This is a genomic window from Mycobacterium sp. BMJ-28, assembly GCF_054404835.1.
The window spans coordinates 5,005,024-5,022,430 of the sequence record NZ_CM136783.1 but is presented as its reverse complement, the minus strand read 5'-3'; the positions used below and the strand labels follow the sequence as shown (position 1 = coordinate 5,022,430).

Below are 17,407 nucleotides of genomic sequence, written 5' to 3'. Positions count from 1 at the left end.
GCTAGTTGCTGCTAATCGATTGTTCGGTATGCGGCCGGCTCGGCGGCACATCCGGCCAGCCGGCGTGCAGTGCCGCGTCGGCCCGGTCACCCAGGCGGGCCAGGGTCAGGCCGAGCAGGACCACCGCGCCGCCGACGGCCTGGGTGGCGGTGACGGCCTCGCCCACGAATGCCCAGGCGAGTAACACAGCGAACAGCACTTCGGCCAGGCCGACCAGCGACGCGAAGCGCGGCCGCAGCCGAGCCACCCCGAAGATGCCCAAGGTGTAGGCGACGGCGGTCGGGAAGATGGCCAGCGCCAGCACCGGGATGTACCAGGGCAGGGTCAATCCGGCGACGACGGTGTCGTGGGTGCTGAATGTCATGGGCATCACACCCGAGACGCCGAGTCCGGCTACGGCGATGGCGCCGATGATCAGGCCGCCGGCAGCCAGCGTGACCGGATGCAGGCCGTCCCCGTCGGAGACGGCCTCGTCGGACATCATGAAGTAGCAGGCGGCGCAGATCGCCGCGGCCAGACCCCAGCTCACCCCGACGGAGTTGATTCGGGCGCCGGCAAAGACGTCGAGCACCAGCATGATGCCGGCAATGGCCAGCGCGACGCCGGCGAAGGTGAGCCGGCCCGGCCTGCGCTTGGTGGTGGCCCACAGCCAGCCGACGACGAGGACCGGCGCGGTGTATTCGAGCAACAGGGCAACGCCGACCGACAGATGGGCGACGGCGTTGTAGTAGCAGAGTTGGGCACCCGCGATCGGGACGAGCCCGTACGCGATGACGGTCTTGCGGTGCGCGAGCGCGTCATGGATCCAGTCGGGCTTGATGACGCTGGCGAATACGGCCATGGCCAAGGCGCCGCCGGCGAGTCGCGCGGTGACGGCGGCAGTGGGCGTCCAGCCCGCCTCCATCAGCGCTTTGGCGAGCGGGCCCGACATACCGAAGGTGAACGCGGATGCCACGGCGAAGACCATGCCGAGCCGGAATTGGCCGGTACCGGCACGCGCGTCGGTCGCGCTCATCGAAGACCCCCGAGGTGTAATGAGTAAAATTAAGATTGCTCATGACGCTAGCGCGGACGGGAGTCAGGCGTCAAATGATTTTTACTCATGACACAGAGCTCACGCTGCGGGCTGCGTGTGTGTTGATCAACACCAACCGCGACGATGACGAGGACCTCGGTGACATGGCGGCGTTGGACAGCTACCTCGACAGCTTCGGCTGGACAGGCCGCCGTGACAGGGACGACGCGGAGCTCGCGGCGGTGCATCAGCTGCGCGAGCGCATCTGCGACATCTGGGGCGCCGCCGACGATGAGGAACGCGTGGTCGGTCAGGTGAACGCGTTGCTGGCCGATACCAAGGCCTCGCCGTGGCTGACCCGGCACGCGGAGATGCCCGAATGGCATCTGCACCTGGCCTCCGTCCACGACCCGCTGTGGCAGCGGATGGGTGCGGAGATGGCCATGGCGCTGGCCGACCTGATCCGTGGCGGCGAATTACGACGGCTCAAGATCTGCGCGGCGCCCGACTGTGAGGCGGTGCTGTTCGACGTGTCCCGCAACCGTTCCCGGATGTTCTGCGACACCGGCAACTGTGGGAACCGGCAGCATGTGGCGGCTTACCGGGAGAGGCGGAAAGACGGCTGAATCGCCTCCAAGGTCCGGGCAGCGGGGCGGACCAGGTCTTGGGGATTCATCGATCCTCCGACGACGCGCGGAGCCTGGGCTACCAGTTTCGGTGGGATTTTTGCACCTGTGCTCTGTCCGGTCGTGTCAGTCGGCGTCGACGCTGCCTGACTTGACTGCGTTGTGCTCGCCGTACCGGTCGCAGGCACATCGGCCGGCGGTGGTCGGCCGGCATCCCACCACGTTGTGGTTGCGCCGGGACCGTCGGTGTTTGCGGCGGCCGCGGTGCTGTACAGCGATCGTGCTGCAGGAGTGCTGAAATCTTGGTGACCGGCCGAGCTGGACTCGGCCGCATACGCCGAACCCGGCCGGCGGCCCGGCGCCGCGGGTTCGGCCGTCAACCCGTAGGCCGGCGGCACGATTTCGGGACCTTCGTGCGAGGGAGGTACCGACTCCTTCGTCGGGTGCGGACGATGCACGGCATCCGGCGGAGCGGGCGCAGGCGCGGGAACGGGTGCGGTTGGGGCGTTAGTCGAATGCTCCAGGTACTGCCGCCAGGCCTGCAGCGTGGCGAGCAGTTGTTGGGTGTAATCCGTTGGTGCAGTGGTCGGATACGCAGGCGGAACCGAGAAGGGGGGTGGCATCGGGGGCATCGGCGGGGGCGCCGCGACCGGCCACTGCGGCGCGGCAGGGATCCCGAACCCCACCGTCGCGGACCCGGCGGCCTGCTCCAGGTATTGGCGCCAAGCCTGCAGGTAGGCAAGCAGGTTGAGATCGAACTGTGGTGTTGTCATGTGTCGGCCTCCAGGATGCGAGATGACGGCAGGTGGCTGGGCGCGTGCGGTGTGGGCGATTCCAACGGATGCGGAAGCGATTCGACGGCGTATTGGGAATCCAGGACGCGTAGCGGTCGGGCATCGGCCGGTTCGCGATTTTCGATATCGAAGATGTAGCAGTAGTCCCCGGCGGGCGTGGGCATCCGGATGGGACTCGACAACCCCTGGTCGAGAAAGCCATACGGAAAACGCCAGTTGAGCGTGGTGGTGTCCCGGCGATCAGTACCGTCCGATCCCACCCATACATAGTGATCCAGAATCGCGTTCACGGCGTGCCGCCCCGATTCACAAGCGGCTTCCATCGACGTCATCCGGGTGAAAGTCTTGGTCCACGTTCCGGCGAAGACGACCGAGTTGTGGTGTACCTGGTAGCCACCGTGACGTGCCTGCCAAACATTGCGCAGTTGCAGATCCTGCAGCCACCAGTCCTCCGTGGGTCGGAAGGTCCATGACGTGCCGTGCGGATTCCATGGGTCGCCACCGGGGCGATTGGGCCAGTCGCCGATGATCGGCACGAGGTACGGCGTCTCGTTGCGCACGATGAGGCCGGTCTTGGCCGACGTGTTCAGCCCACGGTCCAGGGTGTACCACGCGGGCCACGGGATGATCTGCTCCGGCGGACTGCCCGCATCGCTGGTCAGAGCGGCCACGATCTGCCGCCACACTTCGGTGGCCAGCTCATCGGGCGTGCAGTCGCGCGCCGCCTTTCCCTGGCCCGCAGCGTCGACCAGATGCCTTGACGGCGTGTTGAAATCACCGATGTCGACCGACAGCACCGACACATAGCCGTCACACGCCAGATTGGGCCGTTTCCGCCAGAGGCCGTGCTGGTTGATCGAGGACAATGCCCATTCCGTGCCCGAGTAGTACATGTGACCGCGCAGCAGCTGGAATTCGGTGTCGAAGAAGAACTGCAGGCCCGACAAAGTCTGAAAACGGTCCCACGGGACACGGCCCATCTGGTCCATCGCGTAGGGATCTCGCCGCGCACCTGGTCGGGTGGTGCCCGGCTGCAGCGGGCCGTCGGGTGGGGGAGTCGACGTCGAGAACCCGTCCAGGTCGGCAACGGTGCCGCCGGTGCCAGCCGCGCGCAGGGCGAAGGTGATTCGCTCCGCCGCCGGCGCATCGACGGCCACGACCGTGTAGTCCGGCGTGACGCGCGTCCCGTCGGCGAACGTCACCCGCACTCGGGGACGCAGATGCGGCGGCTGCCTGAGATCCACCACCGGCGGATCGATGCACTCGGCCCTGGCGCGGACGAAGTGCACACCGATCTGGACCAGATGGCGGTACCAGTGGTCGAACCAGGATTCGGTGGTCGGGCCGTTGAGCACGCCGTCGGCCTTGTTGTCACGCCGGTCCATCTGCAACTGGAGTTGTAGATAAGTGGTCAGGTTGGTGCGAGCGTCGCCCCAGCGCGAATCGAAAGCGGCCAGCACCCTGGGCATTTCGAGCAGCAGTGCCTCGAAGCGAGGTGTGTAATGGAACCGGCGGGTACCGTCGGCTTCTCGGCCGACGAAGTAGTCGTATGCCGACAGGTTCTGTAGTTCGGTGGCGCGGCGCAACGGGCTGGTCACCAGATAGCGCAACAACCTGCCCACGAAGGTCTGCACATCGGTAGCGGTGAATCCGAGGCCCTCGAGTTGCCCGGCGACGCTGATGAATTCGGCGAGGCTGCGGGGCGCCTCGCGGGGGAAGACCAGGGAGGGTTTGCCGTCCACGGTGGTGCCTTGGGTCACCACTCGCCGGACGTTTTCCAGGACGGTGCGAGCAGTCGGCACCCAACGCTCGACGGCGGTGCCCGAGGTGGCGCGCTCGTAGATCGGGATGCGGTTGAACAGGTCCCAGGTATGCAGGTAATAGGCGGGAAAGAACCTGAAGCCATGCTCGCCGGCCACCGCCTCGCCGGGAATCGGTGGCTGGCCCCGCCTACCGGGGAAGGGGCGCAGTTCGGCATGAGATCCCCTGTGCGGCCCCGGTTTGGCGTACTGAGATGCGGCGAGGCCGCCGAGTTTGACGGGCGGATGACCGCCGCCGGAATCATTGCGCTCATCGGGACGGGGTTCGTAGACGGTGACTTCGAATCCACGTTCGGCCAGCTCATGGGCGGCGGTCAGGCCGGCGATGCCTGCCCCCAAGACGGCCACAGTGGGGCGGCGTTGGCGGGCAGCGGGCGGAATGGTCACCGGACTCATGGGACACCCGCCCGCAGGGCGCAGAGCAGGGCCGGCTGCGACGGGGCCCGTACCGCGGCATGGACGTACGCGCGCATGGTGTCGTGCGCACGCAGGATGTCGTCGAGGGTCCCGCGGATCTGCACCGCGCCGCATTCCACGGCGTGGTCCAGACTGATCGCGGCATCGAGAATGTCGAGAATGCCGGTTCGGGTGGTGACGACGTGGGTGCCGGCGACGTTTTGGCCACCGGTGCACACTTCGAGCCGGCGTCCGCCGCGCAACGCGAAGCGTTCGTCGTCCACTACCAGTTCGACCACCAGCGGTCCGAGGGTGTACAGCATCCGTCGATAGCTGTCGGGCACCTCGTCGGCGAGATGAGTGACCGACTGCCTCAGCAGCGATGAAACCGGTTCAGCCATAGAGAAACTCGAATACTCCGGTGCCGGCGAAATCGATGTCCGCCCCATTGATCGAGCCGGTCATCCGGGCTGTTCCGCTGGACTCGCACAGCACCGTCGTACCGTCCAGGGACAGTTCACTGGGCTGCGCCAACCGCGCGTAGGACTGCGGTTGGAACTCCGCGCGTATGGTGTCACCGGACCGTGCCGCGGTGACCTCGATCCTCGCCGGGACGCTCGGCACCTCGCCGTCGAGCAACAGGCGCATCGGCGGTGGCAGGGTGCAGTCCGCGGGCCGGCCGAGTAAGCCGGATGTCCGGACGTCGATGGAGGCGTGCCGGAAGATGGCCGCCGGTTCGTCGTGATGCCAGACGTATAACGCCTGCGACAGATAGTGCAGCCGTCGTCTGTCGGTCATCCGCAGAAATACCAGTGACCAGGGGTTGTCAGATTCTCGGGGAAGTACGGTGCCCCATTCCCATCCGAAATCGTCGCCCCACCAGAACCGGCCCCAGTTGTGGTCGTGGTAGGCCACGTCGTCGTCGAAGCGATGCTCCCGACCGTGGATGCGCATCCACCCGTCGGCGTGCAGTCTGGGTACGAACAACCAGTTCATCCGTCCAGAACCGACCGCTTGATTGTTTACCACGAACGGCCGACTGACCGACCTGAAGGACAGTTCGCCGTGAATGTCATGCTCGGGAAGGCTGATCGTCACCTGATAGCCGTCGGGCCGCACGACCATGCGGTTGCCACCGATGCCGAGATCCCCCAGGCACGGGGAGATGGTCAGCTCTGATTCGTCGAATCGCGCGATCTTACCGTGCCATCGGTCTTCATGGCCGATCACGATGACCCGCGGCACCAACCGGAACCGTCCACCGGGGGCGGTTTCGTTGTTCAGGCTGAAATTGATCAGTAGTCGCACACCGGGGGCATGAATCACGAAGTGGTGCCATTCCTTGAACCCGTCGGGTTCGGCGGTACCGAGCATCGGTGTGCGCATGAAATCACTGGCCGCCAGTGACGCCGTCATCGCAGCCACCTTCCGGCGTCCCGGTGCGTGGCGATGGTCGTGGGTGACGGCGTTGCCTCGGTCAGCTGTTCGATCCCGGCGCCGATGCCGGCCAGGCCCAGCAACAGGTATACGAAATCATCGGATTCGCCAGGGCTGCGGCCTTCGTCGGCTGCCAACGAGTGGACCATGCGTCCGAGCCCGGCCAGACCGACCAGATAGCCGATGAAGGCGCTCTGCTCGGCGAGCGCTGGTTGCGGATCGGTGAGGGTCATGCGAAGCCCTCCGGCCGCAGGCGGGCGAGCAGAGAGTCGTCGAGGCCATTGCCGACGATGGCGTCGGCCAGTAGTTCCGACCATGCATTGGGTGCGGAATTGGTCTGTGCAGGTCCGTCAAGGACGTTCAGGCTCAGCGTTTCCCAGACGCGACGGAGATTCTCCACGGCAGCAGATGACGTCAGCGCATCGCGCAGCTGCGCGCCGGCGGGCGTCTGCGCGTACCTGGCTCCCTCCGCAACCAGCAGGTTGTGCAGGTTGCGGGCGGCGACCGGGTTGCCGAGCACCGCGCGGCGCGCAGCCAGCAGGAGTTCGAACGCCGCTCGTTCTGCCCCCGCGGAGTCATCAGGAGGGGCGGGAAGCAATTGCGGCGCACTGCGTTCGACGAGGTCGAGGGTGGCTTCTCTGATCCGCTCCAACTCGGCGAGCATGCCGATCAGCAGTTCGGGGTTCATCGCGTGCGCCCGTGTACGTAGTCGATCAGGCTGCTGAGCACGTCACGATGCTGGCTGGCGGGCAGCCAGTCGAGTCCGGCCAGTACCGAGGCAGCTTGCCTGGCGTGCGTTGCTGCAACATTTCGGGCGTGGGTGAGTGAGCCCATACGTTGCATCAATTCGAAGAGCCAACGGATGTCGTCTAGATGCTTTGGTTCCGAATGATGTTGTTCGCGAAGGAAACCGATGATTTCGGCACGCCCGTTATGGGAGAGCTCTCCGCGCCGGCTGAGCCGCTCCAGCAGGTCGGTCAAGTTGAGTTCATCGTCGGCACTGGGGCGTCGTCTGGCCAGGGTCTCGACGGCCCGATCACGTTCTGCTGATGTGGCGCACCGCAGGGCGTGCAGCAACATCAGGGTGCGCTTGCCCTCCCACAGGTCGCCACCGATCTCTTTGCCGTAGTCCTCCGGGTCCGCCCGGAGGTTCAGCAGGTCGTCGGTGATCTGGAAGGCCGCACCGAGGTGCCGGCCCAAAGCCTCCAGCGGAGCGAGTTGGGCGGGATCGGCGCCAGCGGCGAGTGCACCGGCTTGCAGCGGGGTGATGAAGGAGTACCAGCTCGTCTTGAGCTCGACCATCTGGAGGTAATCGGAGTCCTCGAGTTGATAAGCGTTGGACCTGACCCACTCGAGTTCCAGTGCCTGGCCGTCGACCGTCTGGCGGGTCATATGCGCCACCGCGCGCAGGATGCGTAGCGCCGGCCCCAGTCCGACCCGCTCGACGTTGTCCAGCAGCGGTTGCAACGTAAGTGACAGCATGGCGTCGCCCACGTTGACGGCGATGGGTATGCCGTGGTCGATGTGCAGCGTGGGTTTGCCGCGCCGCCACCATGATTCGTCTTCGATGTCATCGTGGATCAGGAAGGCGTTGTGGTAGAGCTCCAAGGTGGCGGCGGTGGGCAGCACCGCGTCGAGCTGGCCGCCGAGCCCCAGACAGATCGCGATGCTCAAGGCGGGCCGCAGTGCCTTCCCGCCGCGCAGCGGGTAGTCCAGGATCAGTTGATGCAAGCCGCTGGTGCCCTGGTGGCCGGCCCCATAGAGCCGGTCGATCTCACCGTCGCAGGCCCGCTTGCAGTGGGCGAGGTAATCCTCCAGCGGATCCGGCGGCGCGGTCCGCTCGATCTCGGTCCTGGCCGACGTCATTACGGCCCAGAGAAGACGACCAGGCCGCCTGCGGTCTTAACCCGAAGTGCGTAACCGATCCGGACGTTCAGTCCGATGGTGTTCGGAGCGGTTTCCCCGATGACCTCAAAACTTGGAGGGATGCTGACGGCCAGGTCGACCGGTTCGTCACCAGGCAACGCTTCCGGCGCGTAGCCGGGAGCGATGCGTTGACGCCGGCCGAGCAGGATGCCACGTACGGTGGGTTGTGCCTTCGGTATGAACCCGCCCGCGACGGGTAATCCGAGATCGCTGACCCGGTAGAGCGAATTGACATTGCCGGCATCCAGCAGGGCATCCTTGACCGGGGCATAGCCACCGAACAACTGGTGGAGATCCTTGATCGTCGACTTGGCTGCGAATAAGCAAGACGGCGCACGGAATCCAGCCGTCTCGACAGATACTCGACCCTCGATGAGGGCACTCAAGATGTCGTTCGGTGCCGTTGTGGTGAAGTTGAAAACTGATGGGGCGAGAACCGAATTCCGCAGTTGAGGAAACACCACACTGTCGACAGCTGCCGCGAGGTCGACCACAGCGCCAGTGATCTTGGCGAGAAGCGAGTCGGGCGTTGGCGCGGTGAGCTGGGCGAGCGTGACACCGACCGGTTTGGCAGCCGCCAGGATCTTCACCGTGCCCAAATTATCGTTGGTCACCTCTGTCTGACCTGGATCACCGGTATCCCAGTGCGGTATTGCCTGCCACGCGATACAGGATTGTTCGAACGTCTGCTGAATCGTGCGATTGACGATGGCGACGCGTTCGGCACTGAGATACATGGCTCTGGACCCCCTGGGCTCGGCTCAAATCATCGCAGACCTTTGCGTTCACTGTGCGGGAGTCAGTGTCAGTCAATCGGCGTACTTTTGCCGCAGCACGACCTCCTGACCTGGAGCGAGCTCACCCCGCGCCATTGCGTCGCAGTGTGCGATGTGCAGAGTCGCCACGGCGTCCTCCGGCAGTAACTGCCGGCACCGCTCGAAGGCCGCACAGGCGGCATCGGCTTCCCCGCCGTCGAACAAGGCGAAGGCCTCGTCGAAGGCGGGTGCGGCCGCATCCTTGGCGGACCGAAGGGCGTGCGGATCTTCGTCGTAGACCTCGTAGACGGTCACCGGCTGGCGTCGATTGACCACCATCACCCGCTCCATTCTGCGGATGTGGAACTGAGCCGGATCGGCCAGCTGAGAGAGGGTGGCGTCGGAGATCAGCAGCGCCGAGTCGTAGCGCTTGTTGGTGCCCTCGATACGCGCGGCGAGGTTGACGGCGTCCCCGACGGTACTGAGCACCATGCGGTTGACGCCGCCCATCAACCCGAGTCCCACAACGCCCGAGTTGATCCCGATGCCGACCCGAAGCTCTTCGGAGCCGTGCGCAAGACGATCGACGTTGTGTTCCCGCAACGAGCGCAGCATGCCGAGTCCGGCCCGGATGGCGTTGTCGGGAGTGCCCTCGAACACGGCGAGTACCTCGTCGCCACGCATGTCCTGGATCATGCCGTTGCATGCCACGATCGGCAGTTCCACGGCCCGTAGGAACCCGGTGGCCAGGTTGTTGGCCTCCAACACATCCATGTCTTCGAGCAGCGTGGTGTAACCCCTGATATCGGAGATCAGCACCGTCAGATGACGTTCGACGCGGTAGCCGCTGCGAACCCGGCGGACGTCGTCGATATCCAGCATGCGTAACAGCTCGTTGGGGACGAACTTGGATTGGATGTCCATCAGGGACTGTCGATGCTCGTCGGCCGCACGCAGCTGAGCTTCGAGTTGGAAATTCCACAGCGGCGCGGCCGCTTGCGCGCTGAGGAAGGTCATCGCCTCCTCATGCCGAGCGCAGAAGTGCTGGCCCACCACGTCCCGTTCGGCATACAGCACCCCGATGGTCCTGTTCTGCAAGCGAATCGGCACGGCCAGGATCGACGTGTCAGCGCTGAGAAGGACCGGCAATCCGGTCTCCGCGACGCGACGTACGACCGATTCGTCATAGGACACCTCGGTCCACGGCCCGTCGATGGTGGTGGTGACACCATCGCGGTGGACGGCCCGAACGGACAGCTGGTCTGGCTGGCCGGTGAGGCACAGCACGCGGTCGGCACCTGTCATGTCCGCGGCCGCCCCGAGGGCGAGCCGGGCCAGACTGTCCGGCGTCCGGGCGGCCGACAGAGCGCGCACCAGATGATGAGCCCCGGCCGGATCGATATCGCTGGAGTCAGGCTGGACGAGTTCGCGACCGAGCAACCACGGATACCGGCGGGCCATCCGGTTGGTGCGCAGCGTGTACCCGAGCGCCAACCACCGTTGGTAGGCCATCCGCATCATGTGCTCGTGCAGCCGGGTCCGGCCAGTGTCGGCATACAGCGTGGCCGCCTCTTCGTGTGCGAGCGCGGCGATCAGCGGCAGGTGATGCTCTGCGGCGACTTCGATCGCCTTGTCCAAAAATCGCTCGGCGTCGTGATGCCGTCCGCGTACGCGTGCCCACGCTCCCTCGATGAGTGCACACGGCGCGGCGTAGTTCGCAGGCGCACCGGCCGCCCATTTCCGGTGCAGTGACAACGACGCGAGCACGGCCTTTTTGGTCGCGCGCTCGTTGGGGGCGGCATGGATCCGGCTGAGGGCGCCGACCATGTGGACGAGTTGCAGCCCGGTGGTGCCAACGGTGCCGCTGAGATGCTGCATGACCTCATCCGTCACGCTGACAGCACCGGCGTAGTCTCCGCTCCAGAAATGGAGGCCCTGCTTGACGTCGGCCGCGACGCTCAGGGTCACCTCGTCACCTTCGCGCCGCGCCACCGGCAGGATCTCGCGTTCGTCGTAGCCGCTTTCACCCGCGACGAGCATCGGATCCTCGCTGCGTCCCATCAAGTTGAGGCAGAGTTGTTGAAGGGCCTGACTCAGCGTGCTGGGCACCGGTTGTGAACGGATCTGCGGAATGAGAGATCTTGCCAGGGTGTCGATCTCGCTGAGCGGGCTGCCCGCCCAGAACGACTGGGAGATCAACACGGTGACCAGGAACCCGGCATATTCCTGGTCGCCCTGATTGAGTGCCGCGGTGACCGCTTCGCGGAGCTGAGCCAGACCGTCGCGGACGGGGTGGCGCCAATGTCGGATGAAGTTCAAATAGAGGAACAGGGTCTCCGGTCGAGCCTCCCGGAAGCCCGCGCGTTCGGTCAGTTGCAGCGCGACCTCACCGAAGCGCTGAGCTCCGCCGCGGTCGCCGGATAACACCAGCAGCACGCCATAGCTCACCAGCACCAGGGGCGACGACGGCGTGTGACCGTGCGCCAAGGTGAGCGTGAGTTGCTTGCGGACGATCAACGGGAAGAGGTTGGGGCGCGCGATGTACGACATGCTGCGCAACTCGGCGAGGATCCGCTGCGCTTCGATGACACGACGGTCTTCGCAAGCCGGCAACTGCAGCAGTTGCTCGGTGCTCCAGCGGCGCGCGGTCAGTCTCATGCGTCCGAGGGCGTTGATGATCCCGGGCTTGCCCGCGTCGGACGGCAATGGTTCACCGAGTTCGTCCAGAGCCCGCAGTCCTACGTCCAACGCCTCCTTGATCCGGTTCTGAGCTACCCGGCCTTTGAGGCGCAGGTATGCAAGCCGAGCGCGATCGGCCGGGTCGTGCAGAACTTCGTCGGCTTCGTCGAGCAGGGCGTGCAACGCGGACACGTCACCTGCCAGCGCGGCTTCTGCCGCGTCGAGTTGTAGTTGCAAGGTCAATGTGAAGTTCGTCGACCAGCGCTGCTCGCCCAGCAGATCCAGGGCATTGCCACAGTACTCAAGACACAACGGGAACGAGGCCTGCGTGCGGGCCCTGCGTGCGGCGCGATGCAGCACCTCGACGAAGCGCTGGCGCTCTTCGGGCTGGGTGGATTCCCGGCCCCCCAGACCTACATGGCGGGCAGCTTCGTAGAGGCGGTCGTCGCCGAGGTCCACCAGGCGCCGGCCGATTCGGAGATGGGTTTGCCGCTGGGCGTCCGCGGCTAGTCCTTCTCGCGCGGACTCTCGCACCTTGTCGTGACTGAATCGGTAGCGAGCATCGCGGCTGATGGCGTTGGCAATCCGCTGTCCACGGTTGTCCAGGGCTTCGATCAACCGCAATTCGAGGGCTGCCCAGAGTGCGTGCGCCACTACATCCGCAGGCATCGCCGCCGCCGCCGTGGCGTCATCCAGGTCGAACTCACTGCCGATACAGGTCAGCCTCCGCAGCACATCCCGGTCGACGGGACGGAGTTGACCGAGGTAACGGCCGAGGAACTCCGCGGCCGATGCCGAGATCTCGATCGAGCTAAGGACGCGAAGATCCCATCTGGGCTGACTGCTGGGGCCGGTGGGGATGAGCGCGCCCGTTTGTTGTGCGCGGTACAGCAGCTGGCGCACCTGGAGGGGATTGCCGTCGGTCCGGTGATGAAACTCGGCTGCCACATCCTCAAGCTCCACGCTCCGGCCACTGACCCCAGCGAGCAACTCTTCGACGTCGGTACGCGACAGTGGTTGCAGATCGATGTGCTCGATTGCCGACGACACCAAACCGGCCGCGCCCGGATCGAACTCGCCGGCTCGGTGCGCGCCGACGACGAGCACGTTGCGCAGCGACACGGTCAGCAGCTCGGACAGGAACATCAGGGAGTCGCTGTCTGCCCACTGCAGATCGTCGACGGTGAGTACCACGGGTCGGAATGCGGCGGTTTCGGACAGCAGTTGGATGACGGCGCGGTGCAGTCGCCGGCGGGTGTCCGCCGCGTGCAGGACCGTTATTTCTGCGGCCTCGTCAGGAACGTGGAAGCGGGTCAGTTCCGGCACGAGTTCAGCGAGTACGAGGGCAGATGACTGGCCGCCGCCGACCAAACCGGAACGCCAACGGTCGCGTTCGGCGGGCGGAGTAGATTCCATCGTCCGCACCAGTGCACCGAGCGCCTCGCCCAACGCGGCATACGGAGCGGAGGCGCCGTCCCGGCATCTGCCGTAGGCGAACACACAGTTACGCTCAGCCACCTCGGCGCCGAAAGCGTGCACCAGGGTTGATTTGCCGACGCCGGAAACGCCGCTGACCAGGACGCATGCACCGCCGATGCGACCGGCCGATTCGACGGCGGTGCGCAGGCAGGTCATCTCCTGCCGCCGGTCGACCACCCGTCCGTCGAAATCGAGCACCGGGGTTGTCACTGCCGAATCGGTCCCATTCTTCTGACGGCCCCTTCCAAGCGCTGTGGCCGCTGTTCGCCTAGGTGGTTGCGATGCGTCAGCTTAGCGTTTTCTGTGGTGCGACAGGCGGTGATAGCCAGCATTCCGGCGCCGACGCCGCCGCGATTTCCGTGCCAACGCAACAAAATTGGTGCTGATGTCGGTGCGGTGATGCCGTTAGGGTCGAATCCGGGGGAGCCATGGACCGGGGATCGACGACCGCACTGCACGTCAGCGGCAGCCGCTTTCTTTCGCGGCGAATGCAATACGCGCTGGTGTGCCGCGACACCCGCATGCTCGACGACCCGATCCGGGCCCAGTCGCTCGCGCTGGCCGCGGGTGCGGTACTGACGGTCATCGTCCTGGGTGTGTGCGTGGCACTGGCCATGATCAAGCCCGCGGGCACCCTCGGGTCCGCGTCGATCGTGATCGTCCGTGACTCCGGGGAGATCTATGTGCGAGTCGACGACACGTGGCATCCCGCAATGAATCTGGCGTCGGCGCGGCTGATCGCGCGCACTGCGGCGACGCCGGTGCTGGTCGGTGCCGACGCCATCGCCGCAGCCAAGCGTGGCCCGCTGATGGGTATCCCGGGCGCACCGCACACCGTGCCGGCCACCCTGGCACCCGATGCCGTGCCGTGGACGGCATGTGACGGCGAGGCCACGACTGTATTCGTCGGCGCGGCACCCCGCGACGCTGCCACGCCGCCGCTGCTGGTCCGCCCCGACGGCGAGAGCGCGGCCGGTGTTTATCTGCTTTTCGAGGGCCGACGGGCCCCGGTCGACCTCAGAGACCGCGCGGTGGTACGTGCGCTGCGACTCGACGGCATTGCGCCACTGCGTATCTCGCGAGCACTGTTGAACCTGGTGCCCGAGGTCGCCCCCATCGGTGTACCCGCCATCGATGGCGCAGGCGCTCCGGGTCCGACGCAACTTGCCGGCAGCGCCGTGGGGACGGTGCTGCAGGTACCTCGCACCGACGCGGCTCCGGACTACTACGTCGTGCTCTCCTCCGGGGTGCAGCGCATCGGTGAGGTCGCGGCCGACCTGATCCGCTTCGCGGTCGTCCAGGATGAGCACATAAAGGTTGTCGCCGCCGACCGGATTGCCGACATCCCGGTGGTCGACACGCTTGCGCTGGACCATGTGCCGCGGCACGGCCTGGCACCGCGCGGTGCCGATCTCACCGCCCCGGTCTGCGTACGGTGGGCACCGGGAACGGCGGGCGCGGCACCGGATGTCACGGTCTCGGTCCCGCAATCGCTGCAACCGTGGCCGGGCCAGATCACCTTGGCCCAAGCCGACGGGCCGGGACCACGCATCGACGCCGTCGTGATCGCGGACGGCGCGTACGTACACGCAGCCGGCGCGGCCGGAACGGGCGAGGCCAGCGGCCCGCTGTTCTTCGTGGACAGGGCAGGCGTGACGTATGGCATCGAGGATGACGAGGCGGCCCAAAGTCTCGGTCTGCCCGCGAATCCGGGCGCCGGGCCGTGGCCGCTGCTTGCCTTGCTGCCGCGCGGTCCGGCACTGAGCACGGCCAGTGCGTCAGTCCAGCGGGACGCGGTCACGGCGCCCGCGTGACCGGGCCGTCGAGATCAACGCCACCGCAGCGGCCACGCAGACCGCGGCCCCGGCCAGCGCCGTCCGGCCGGCTGTGGACGTAGGCTGCGCGGTACCCGGTGGCGTCAAGGGGGTGGCAGGTGCGGGCGGGGCGATATCGGCACCGACACCGTCTAGTGCGCCCAGCACGTCCACGATTCCGCGGCCGACGCGAGGGTTCCAGCCGGCTCCGGGGGTGAGCGCGGTGTCCTCGATCCGCTTCATCACCTGCCGTGCGGTCAGGTGCGGCGCCACCGACCGCAGCAGTGCAACGACGCCCGCCACCACCGGCGCGGCATAGCTGGTCCCGGAAATAGGTTGGGGGCCAGCGCTGTCGGGTGCTTGGTCCACCAGCCCTTCGCCGGCGGGACTGAGCGATACCACCGTCTCGGCCGGTGCGGCCACGTCCACCCACGGACCGGCCAGGGTGAATTCTGATGCGGTCCCGTCGGCGCGCACCGACCCGACGGTCAGCACGTAGTCGTCATACCAGCACGGGCTCGCGATGACGTCCACATGCTCCCAGTCCGGCGGTGTCCCGGGCGCGGGTGCCGGATTCTGTTGCGGGCAACTGCCGTGCCCGCCGACATTCCCGGCGGCGGCCACGACCACCGCATTCTTGGCGTCCACCGCATAGGCCAGGGCCGCCCCCAGTGCACGGTCGTCCAGGACATCTCCGGCAGGCAGGCAGGCGACCGTGGAGATGTTGATGACGGTCGCGCCGCGGTCGGCCGCCAGCCGCACCGCCGCCGCCAGCGTATCGACGTCACCGACACCATCACCGCCGCCGATCTCGCGGAACCTGCTGCTGGACTGTCGAATACCGAGAATGCTGGCCTCGGGGGCGACGCCGCTGAACCCGGACTCGTCGGCGGGGGCCGCGCCGATGATGCCGGCGACGATGGTTCCGTGCCCGTCGCAGTCCTGGGTGCCGTCGCCGGTGGCGACGAAATCACCGCCGGGTACCAGATGCGGTAGCAACCGGTGGCGCGCGACTCCGGTGTCGATGACCGCGACCGTCTGTCCGGCTCCGCGGGTGACCGACCACGCGGCCCGCAGATCCGGGCGGTCCGGCGGTCGGCGGGTGACGGTGGTCCCGGCGGCGACGCATGGCGCAAACTGCTCGGTCGGGTAGGGCGGCGCTGCCGGCCCGGGCCGGGGCAGAAACCCGTTGTCCACCATCGGCGGTGCGACCACGGCCGCGGCAGGGGAAGTCGCCAGCGGCGCGGCCGCAAGCAGCGCTGCGGCGAGCACCCGGGGTGCCCTGGTCACCATGGCACGTTCAGGCCGCGACCGATACCGAACACACCCGTGGCCCACCCGGCCAGCGGCACCGTCGCGACCAACAGGAGGTACTCGAGCACATCGACACCGCGCGCCACCGACGGACTGAACGCGTGCCGCCGGCCATACATTGCACCGACCACACCAGCCACGGTGACGGTGATCCATCCCGCATACATCGGCACCCACAGCATCAACAGCACCGAACCGGCTGCGGCACCGACCAACCCGCCGACGACCAGCGGGATCCGGCACCAGATGTCGGCGTAGAGGCGCGAGCGAAGCAACAGCGTCCCGGTCACCGCGGCGGTCAACAAGGATCCGGCCGCTCCCACGGTGCCGGTCTGCACACCTGCCACCGCCATCAGCACGGTCCCGCTGCCGGCAGCCGCGGCGCAGCCCGTGACGATCCCGGCCAGCACCGCGCGGCCGTATGCGGCGCGCCGCTCGCTGATCCGCCGGTCCTGGTGATCTGGCATGGCCGGGGCCAATCCTGTCAGCACGATCACCAACCGGGCGGCGGCGCCGAGCGTGCTCAGCGCGGTGAGCAGCAGTACGGCGGCGACGGTGCCGAGGCCGGCCGGTGCGATCACGGCAACAACGACCGCCACCGCCACCAGCGTCGCGAACGTCGCGAGGGCGGTGAGGAGGGCGGTGCCGGCGGAGGCCAACCGGATGAACAGCACGGCCGACAGCGCCGCAGCGCAGGCGCCCAGCAGGAATCCCGGCGGATGCGATGCCACGCCGGTGACGAAATGACCGGCGACAGCGCTGAACACCACCGCCACCACACTCGCCGCGGTCCGTGCTCGCCGAGTGGGTGCGCGCACGGCCGCGCCGGCGCAGACGACGACGGTCAACCCGGCGATCACCGCTGCCAGCACCGGCCGGCCGGCCACCGCGGCGGATCCCACCAGTGTGGCGGCGGAAACCGCCCCGCACCACGCCCACGCCTCGGACGCCGGTTGCTCGCGGCGCGGGCCGCCCGCCGCACCCACGGTACGGAACTCGCCGCGCGGGGCGCCGACGAACACCGGCGCGGCCGACCCCGACATGGCGAGCACATCACCATCGTGAATGCCCAACTCGCGCAACGTCATATCCTCCTCCCACCGGCCGCCGCGCAGCGAGCTCAACTGCCAACTGCGGGTGATGTCCTGGCCCGCACCGGCCACCAGCTCGACGATGTCGGGCAACAACGCCGCCAGCGGCATGCCTCGTGGCAGAACCAGATCCGTCATCGCACCGGACCATGCGATCGACACCCGGCACAGCGAATCCTCCATCGCGGCATACCCCCTCACGCGGCGCTGTGCACACCGTAACCGGCCCGCAGTAGGTGCCGACACACCAAAATCGGATGG

12 protein-coding genes and 1 pseudogene are annotated in these 17,407 nt (G+C 67.0%); 2 read left to right on the top strand and 11 right to left on the bottom strand.

The window, feature by feature from the left end; all coding sequences use genetic code 11:
* Nucleotide 1: 1 nt before the first annotated feature.
* A complete protein-coding gene (locus ACXPWS_RS24875) occupies nucleotides 2-1,015 on the bottom strand; it encodes an EamA family transporter (RefSeq protein ID WP_458709207.1) in 1,014 nt (337 codons plus the stop codon).
* Nucleotides 1,016-1,089: 74 nt separating this feature from the next.
* On the opposite strand from ACXPWS_RS24875, the gene ACXPWS_RS24870 reads away from it, so the two are divergent.
* Nucleotides 1,090-1,641 (top strand): CGNR zinc finger domain-containing protein, encoded by a 552-nt coding sequence (locus tag ACXPWS_RS24870; protein ID WP_458709206.1) that lies wholly within the window; start codon nucleotides 1,090-1,092, stop codon nucleotides 1,639-1,641.
* Here ACXPWS_RS24870 and ACXPWS_RS24865 read toward each other — a convergent pair.
* The 8 genes and pseudogenes from ACXPWS_RS24865 to ACXPWS_RS24830 form a co-directional block, all read right to left on the bottom strand.
* A pseudogene (locus ACXPWS_RS24865) lies at nucleotides 1,614-4,651 on the bottom strand (FAD-dependent oxidoreductase). The gene ACXPWS_RS24870 and the pseudogene ACXPWS_RS24865 overlap by 28 nt on opposite strands.
* Nucleotides 4,648-5,052: an SCP-2 sterol transfer family protein gene (locus ACXPWS_RS24860; RefSeq protein ID WP_458709205.1), complete on the bottom strand. Its 405-nt coding sequence runs from the start codon at nucleotides 5,050-5,052 to the stop codon at nucleotides 4,648-4,650. Before ACXPWS_RS24860 ends, ACXPWS_RS24865 begins: the two are co-directional and overlap by 4 nt.
* Entirely contained in the window at nucleotides 5,045-6,067 is a 1,023-nt protein-coding gene (locus ACXPWS_RS24855; RefSeq protein ID WP_458709204.1) for a hypothetical protein, read from the bottom strand. The genes ACXPWS_RS24860 and ACXPWS_RS24855 overlap by 8 nt, the downstream gene beginning before the upstream one ends.
* Nucleotides 6,064-6,321: a hypothetical protein gene (locus ACXPWS_RS24850; protein ID WP_458709203.1), complete on the bottom strand. Its 258-nt coding sequence runs from the start codon at nucleotides 6,319-6,321 to the stop codon at nucleotides 6,064-6,066. Before ACXPWS_RS24850 ends, ACXPWS_RS24855 begins: the two co-directional genes overlap by 4 nt.
* On the bottom strand, nucleotides 6,318-6,776 hold the full coding sequence (locus tag ACXPWS_RS24845; RefSeq protein WP_458709202.1) for a hypothetical protein: 459 nt from the start codon (nucleotides 6,774-6,776) through the stop codon (nucleotides 6,318-6,320). Before ACXPWS_RS24845 ends, ACXPWS_RS24850 begins: the two co-directional genes overlap by 4 nt.
* Entirely contained in the window at nucleotides 6,773-7,954 is a 1,182-nt protein-coding gene (locus ACXPWS_RS24840; RefSeq protein ID WP_458709201.1) for a polyprenyl synthetase family protein, read from the bottom strand. The genes ACXPWS_RS24845 and ACXPWS_RS24840 overlap by 4 nt, the downstream gene beginning before the upstream one ends.
* A complete protein-coding gene (locus tag ACXPWS_RS24835) occupies nucleotides 7,954-8,751 on the bottom strand; it encodes a hypothetical protein (RefSeq protein WP_458709200.1) in 798 nt (265 codons plus the stop codon). Before ACXPWS_RS24835 ends, ACXPWS_RS24840 begins: the two co-directional genes overlap by 1 nt.
* A 72-nt stretch (nucleotides 8,752-8,823) precedes the next feature.
* Nucleotides 8,824-13,125: an AAA family ATPase gene (locus ACXPWS_RS24830; RefSeq protein WP_458713686.1), complete on the bottom strand. Its 4,302-nt coding sequence runs from the start codon at nucleotides 13,123-13,125 to the stop codon at nucleotides 8,824-8,826.
* A gap of 230 nt (nucleotides 13,126-13,355) precedes the next feature.
* Here ACXPWS_RS24830 and eccB point away from each other — a divergent pair, with 230 nt between their 5' ends.
* The gene (eccB, locus tag ACXPWS_RS24825) at nucleotides 13,356-14,741 is read left to right on the top strand and encodes a type VII secretion protein EccB (protein ID WP_458709199.1); all 1,386 of its coding nucleotides are present in this window, start codon (nucleotides 13,356-13,358) and stop codon (nucleotides 14,739-14,741) included.
* On the opposite strand, the gene mycP is transcribed toward eccB, so the two are convergent.
* Both mycP and eccD read right to left on the bottom strand, forming a co-directional pair.
* Nucleotides 14,706-16,034 (bottom strand): type VII secretion-associated serine protease mycosin, encoded by a 1,329-nt coding sequence (gene mycP, locus ACXPWS_RS24820; protein WP_458709198.1) that lies wholly within the window; start codon nucleotides 16,032-16,034, stop codon nucleotides 14,706-14,708. The genes eccB and mycP overlap by 36 nt on opposite strands.
* Complete coding sequence (gene eccD, locus ACXPWS_RS24815) at nucleotides 16,028-17,284, bottom strand: type VII secretion integral membrane protein EccD (protein WP_458709197.1); 1,257 nt, start codon at nucleotides 17,282-17,284, stop codon at nucleotides 16,028-16,030. Before eccD ends, mycP begins: the two co-directional genes overlap by 7 nt.
* Between the last annotated feature and the right edge of the window lie 123 nt (nucleotides 17,285-17,407).

Bases quoted from the DNA above. Each gene is read 5' to 3' on its own strand.
- mycP (WP_458709198.1), bottom strand. From the start codon at position 16,034: ATGGTGACCAGGGCACCCCGGGTGCTCGCCGCAGCGCTGCTTGCGGCC.
- ACXPWS_RS24860 (WP_458709205.1), bottom strand. From the start codon at position 5,052: ATGGCTGAACCGGTTTCATCGCTGCTGAGGCAGTCGGTCACTCATCTC.
- ACXPWS_RS24850 (WP_458709203.1), bottom strand. From the start codon at position 6,321: ATGACCCTCACCGATCCGCAACCAGCGCTCGCCGAGCAGAGCGCCTTC.
- ACXPWS_RS24875 (WP_458709207.1), bottom strand. From the start codon at position 1,015: ATGAGCGCGACCGACGCGCGTGCCGGTACCGGCCAATTCCGGCTCGGC.
- eccB (WP_458709199.1), top strand. From the start codon at position 13,356: ATGGACCGGGGATCGACGACCGCACTGCACGTCAGCGGCAGCCGCTTT.
- eccD (WP_458709197.1), bottom strand. From the start codon at position 17,284: ATGACGGATCTGGTTCTGCCACGAGGCATGCCGCTGGCGGCGTTGTTG.
- ACXPWS_RS24840 (WP_458709201.1), bottom strand. From the start codon at position 7,954: ATGACGTCGGCCAGGACCGAGATCGAGCGGACCGCGCCGCCGGATCCG.
- ACXPWS_RS24835 (WP_458709200.1), bottom strand. From the start codon at position 8,751: ATGTATCTCAGTGCCGAACGCGTCGCCATCGTCAATCGCACGATTCAG.
- ACXPWS_RS24870 (WP_458709206.1), top strand. From the start codon at position 1,090: ATGATTTTTACTCATGACACAGAGCTCACGCTGCGGGCTGCGTGTGTG.
- ACXPWS_RS24845 (WP_458709202.1), bottom strand. From the start codon at position 6,776: ATGAACCCCGAACTGCTGATCGGCATGCTCGCCGAGTTGGAGCGGATC.
- ACXPWS_RS24855 (WP_458709204.1), bottom strand. From the start codon at position 6,067: ATGACGGCGTCACTGGCGGCCAGTGATTTCATGCGCACACCGATGCTC.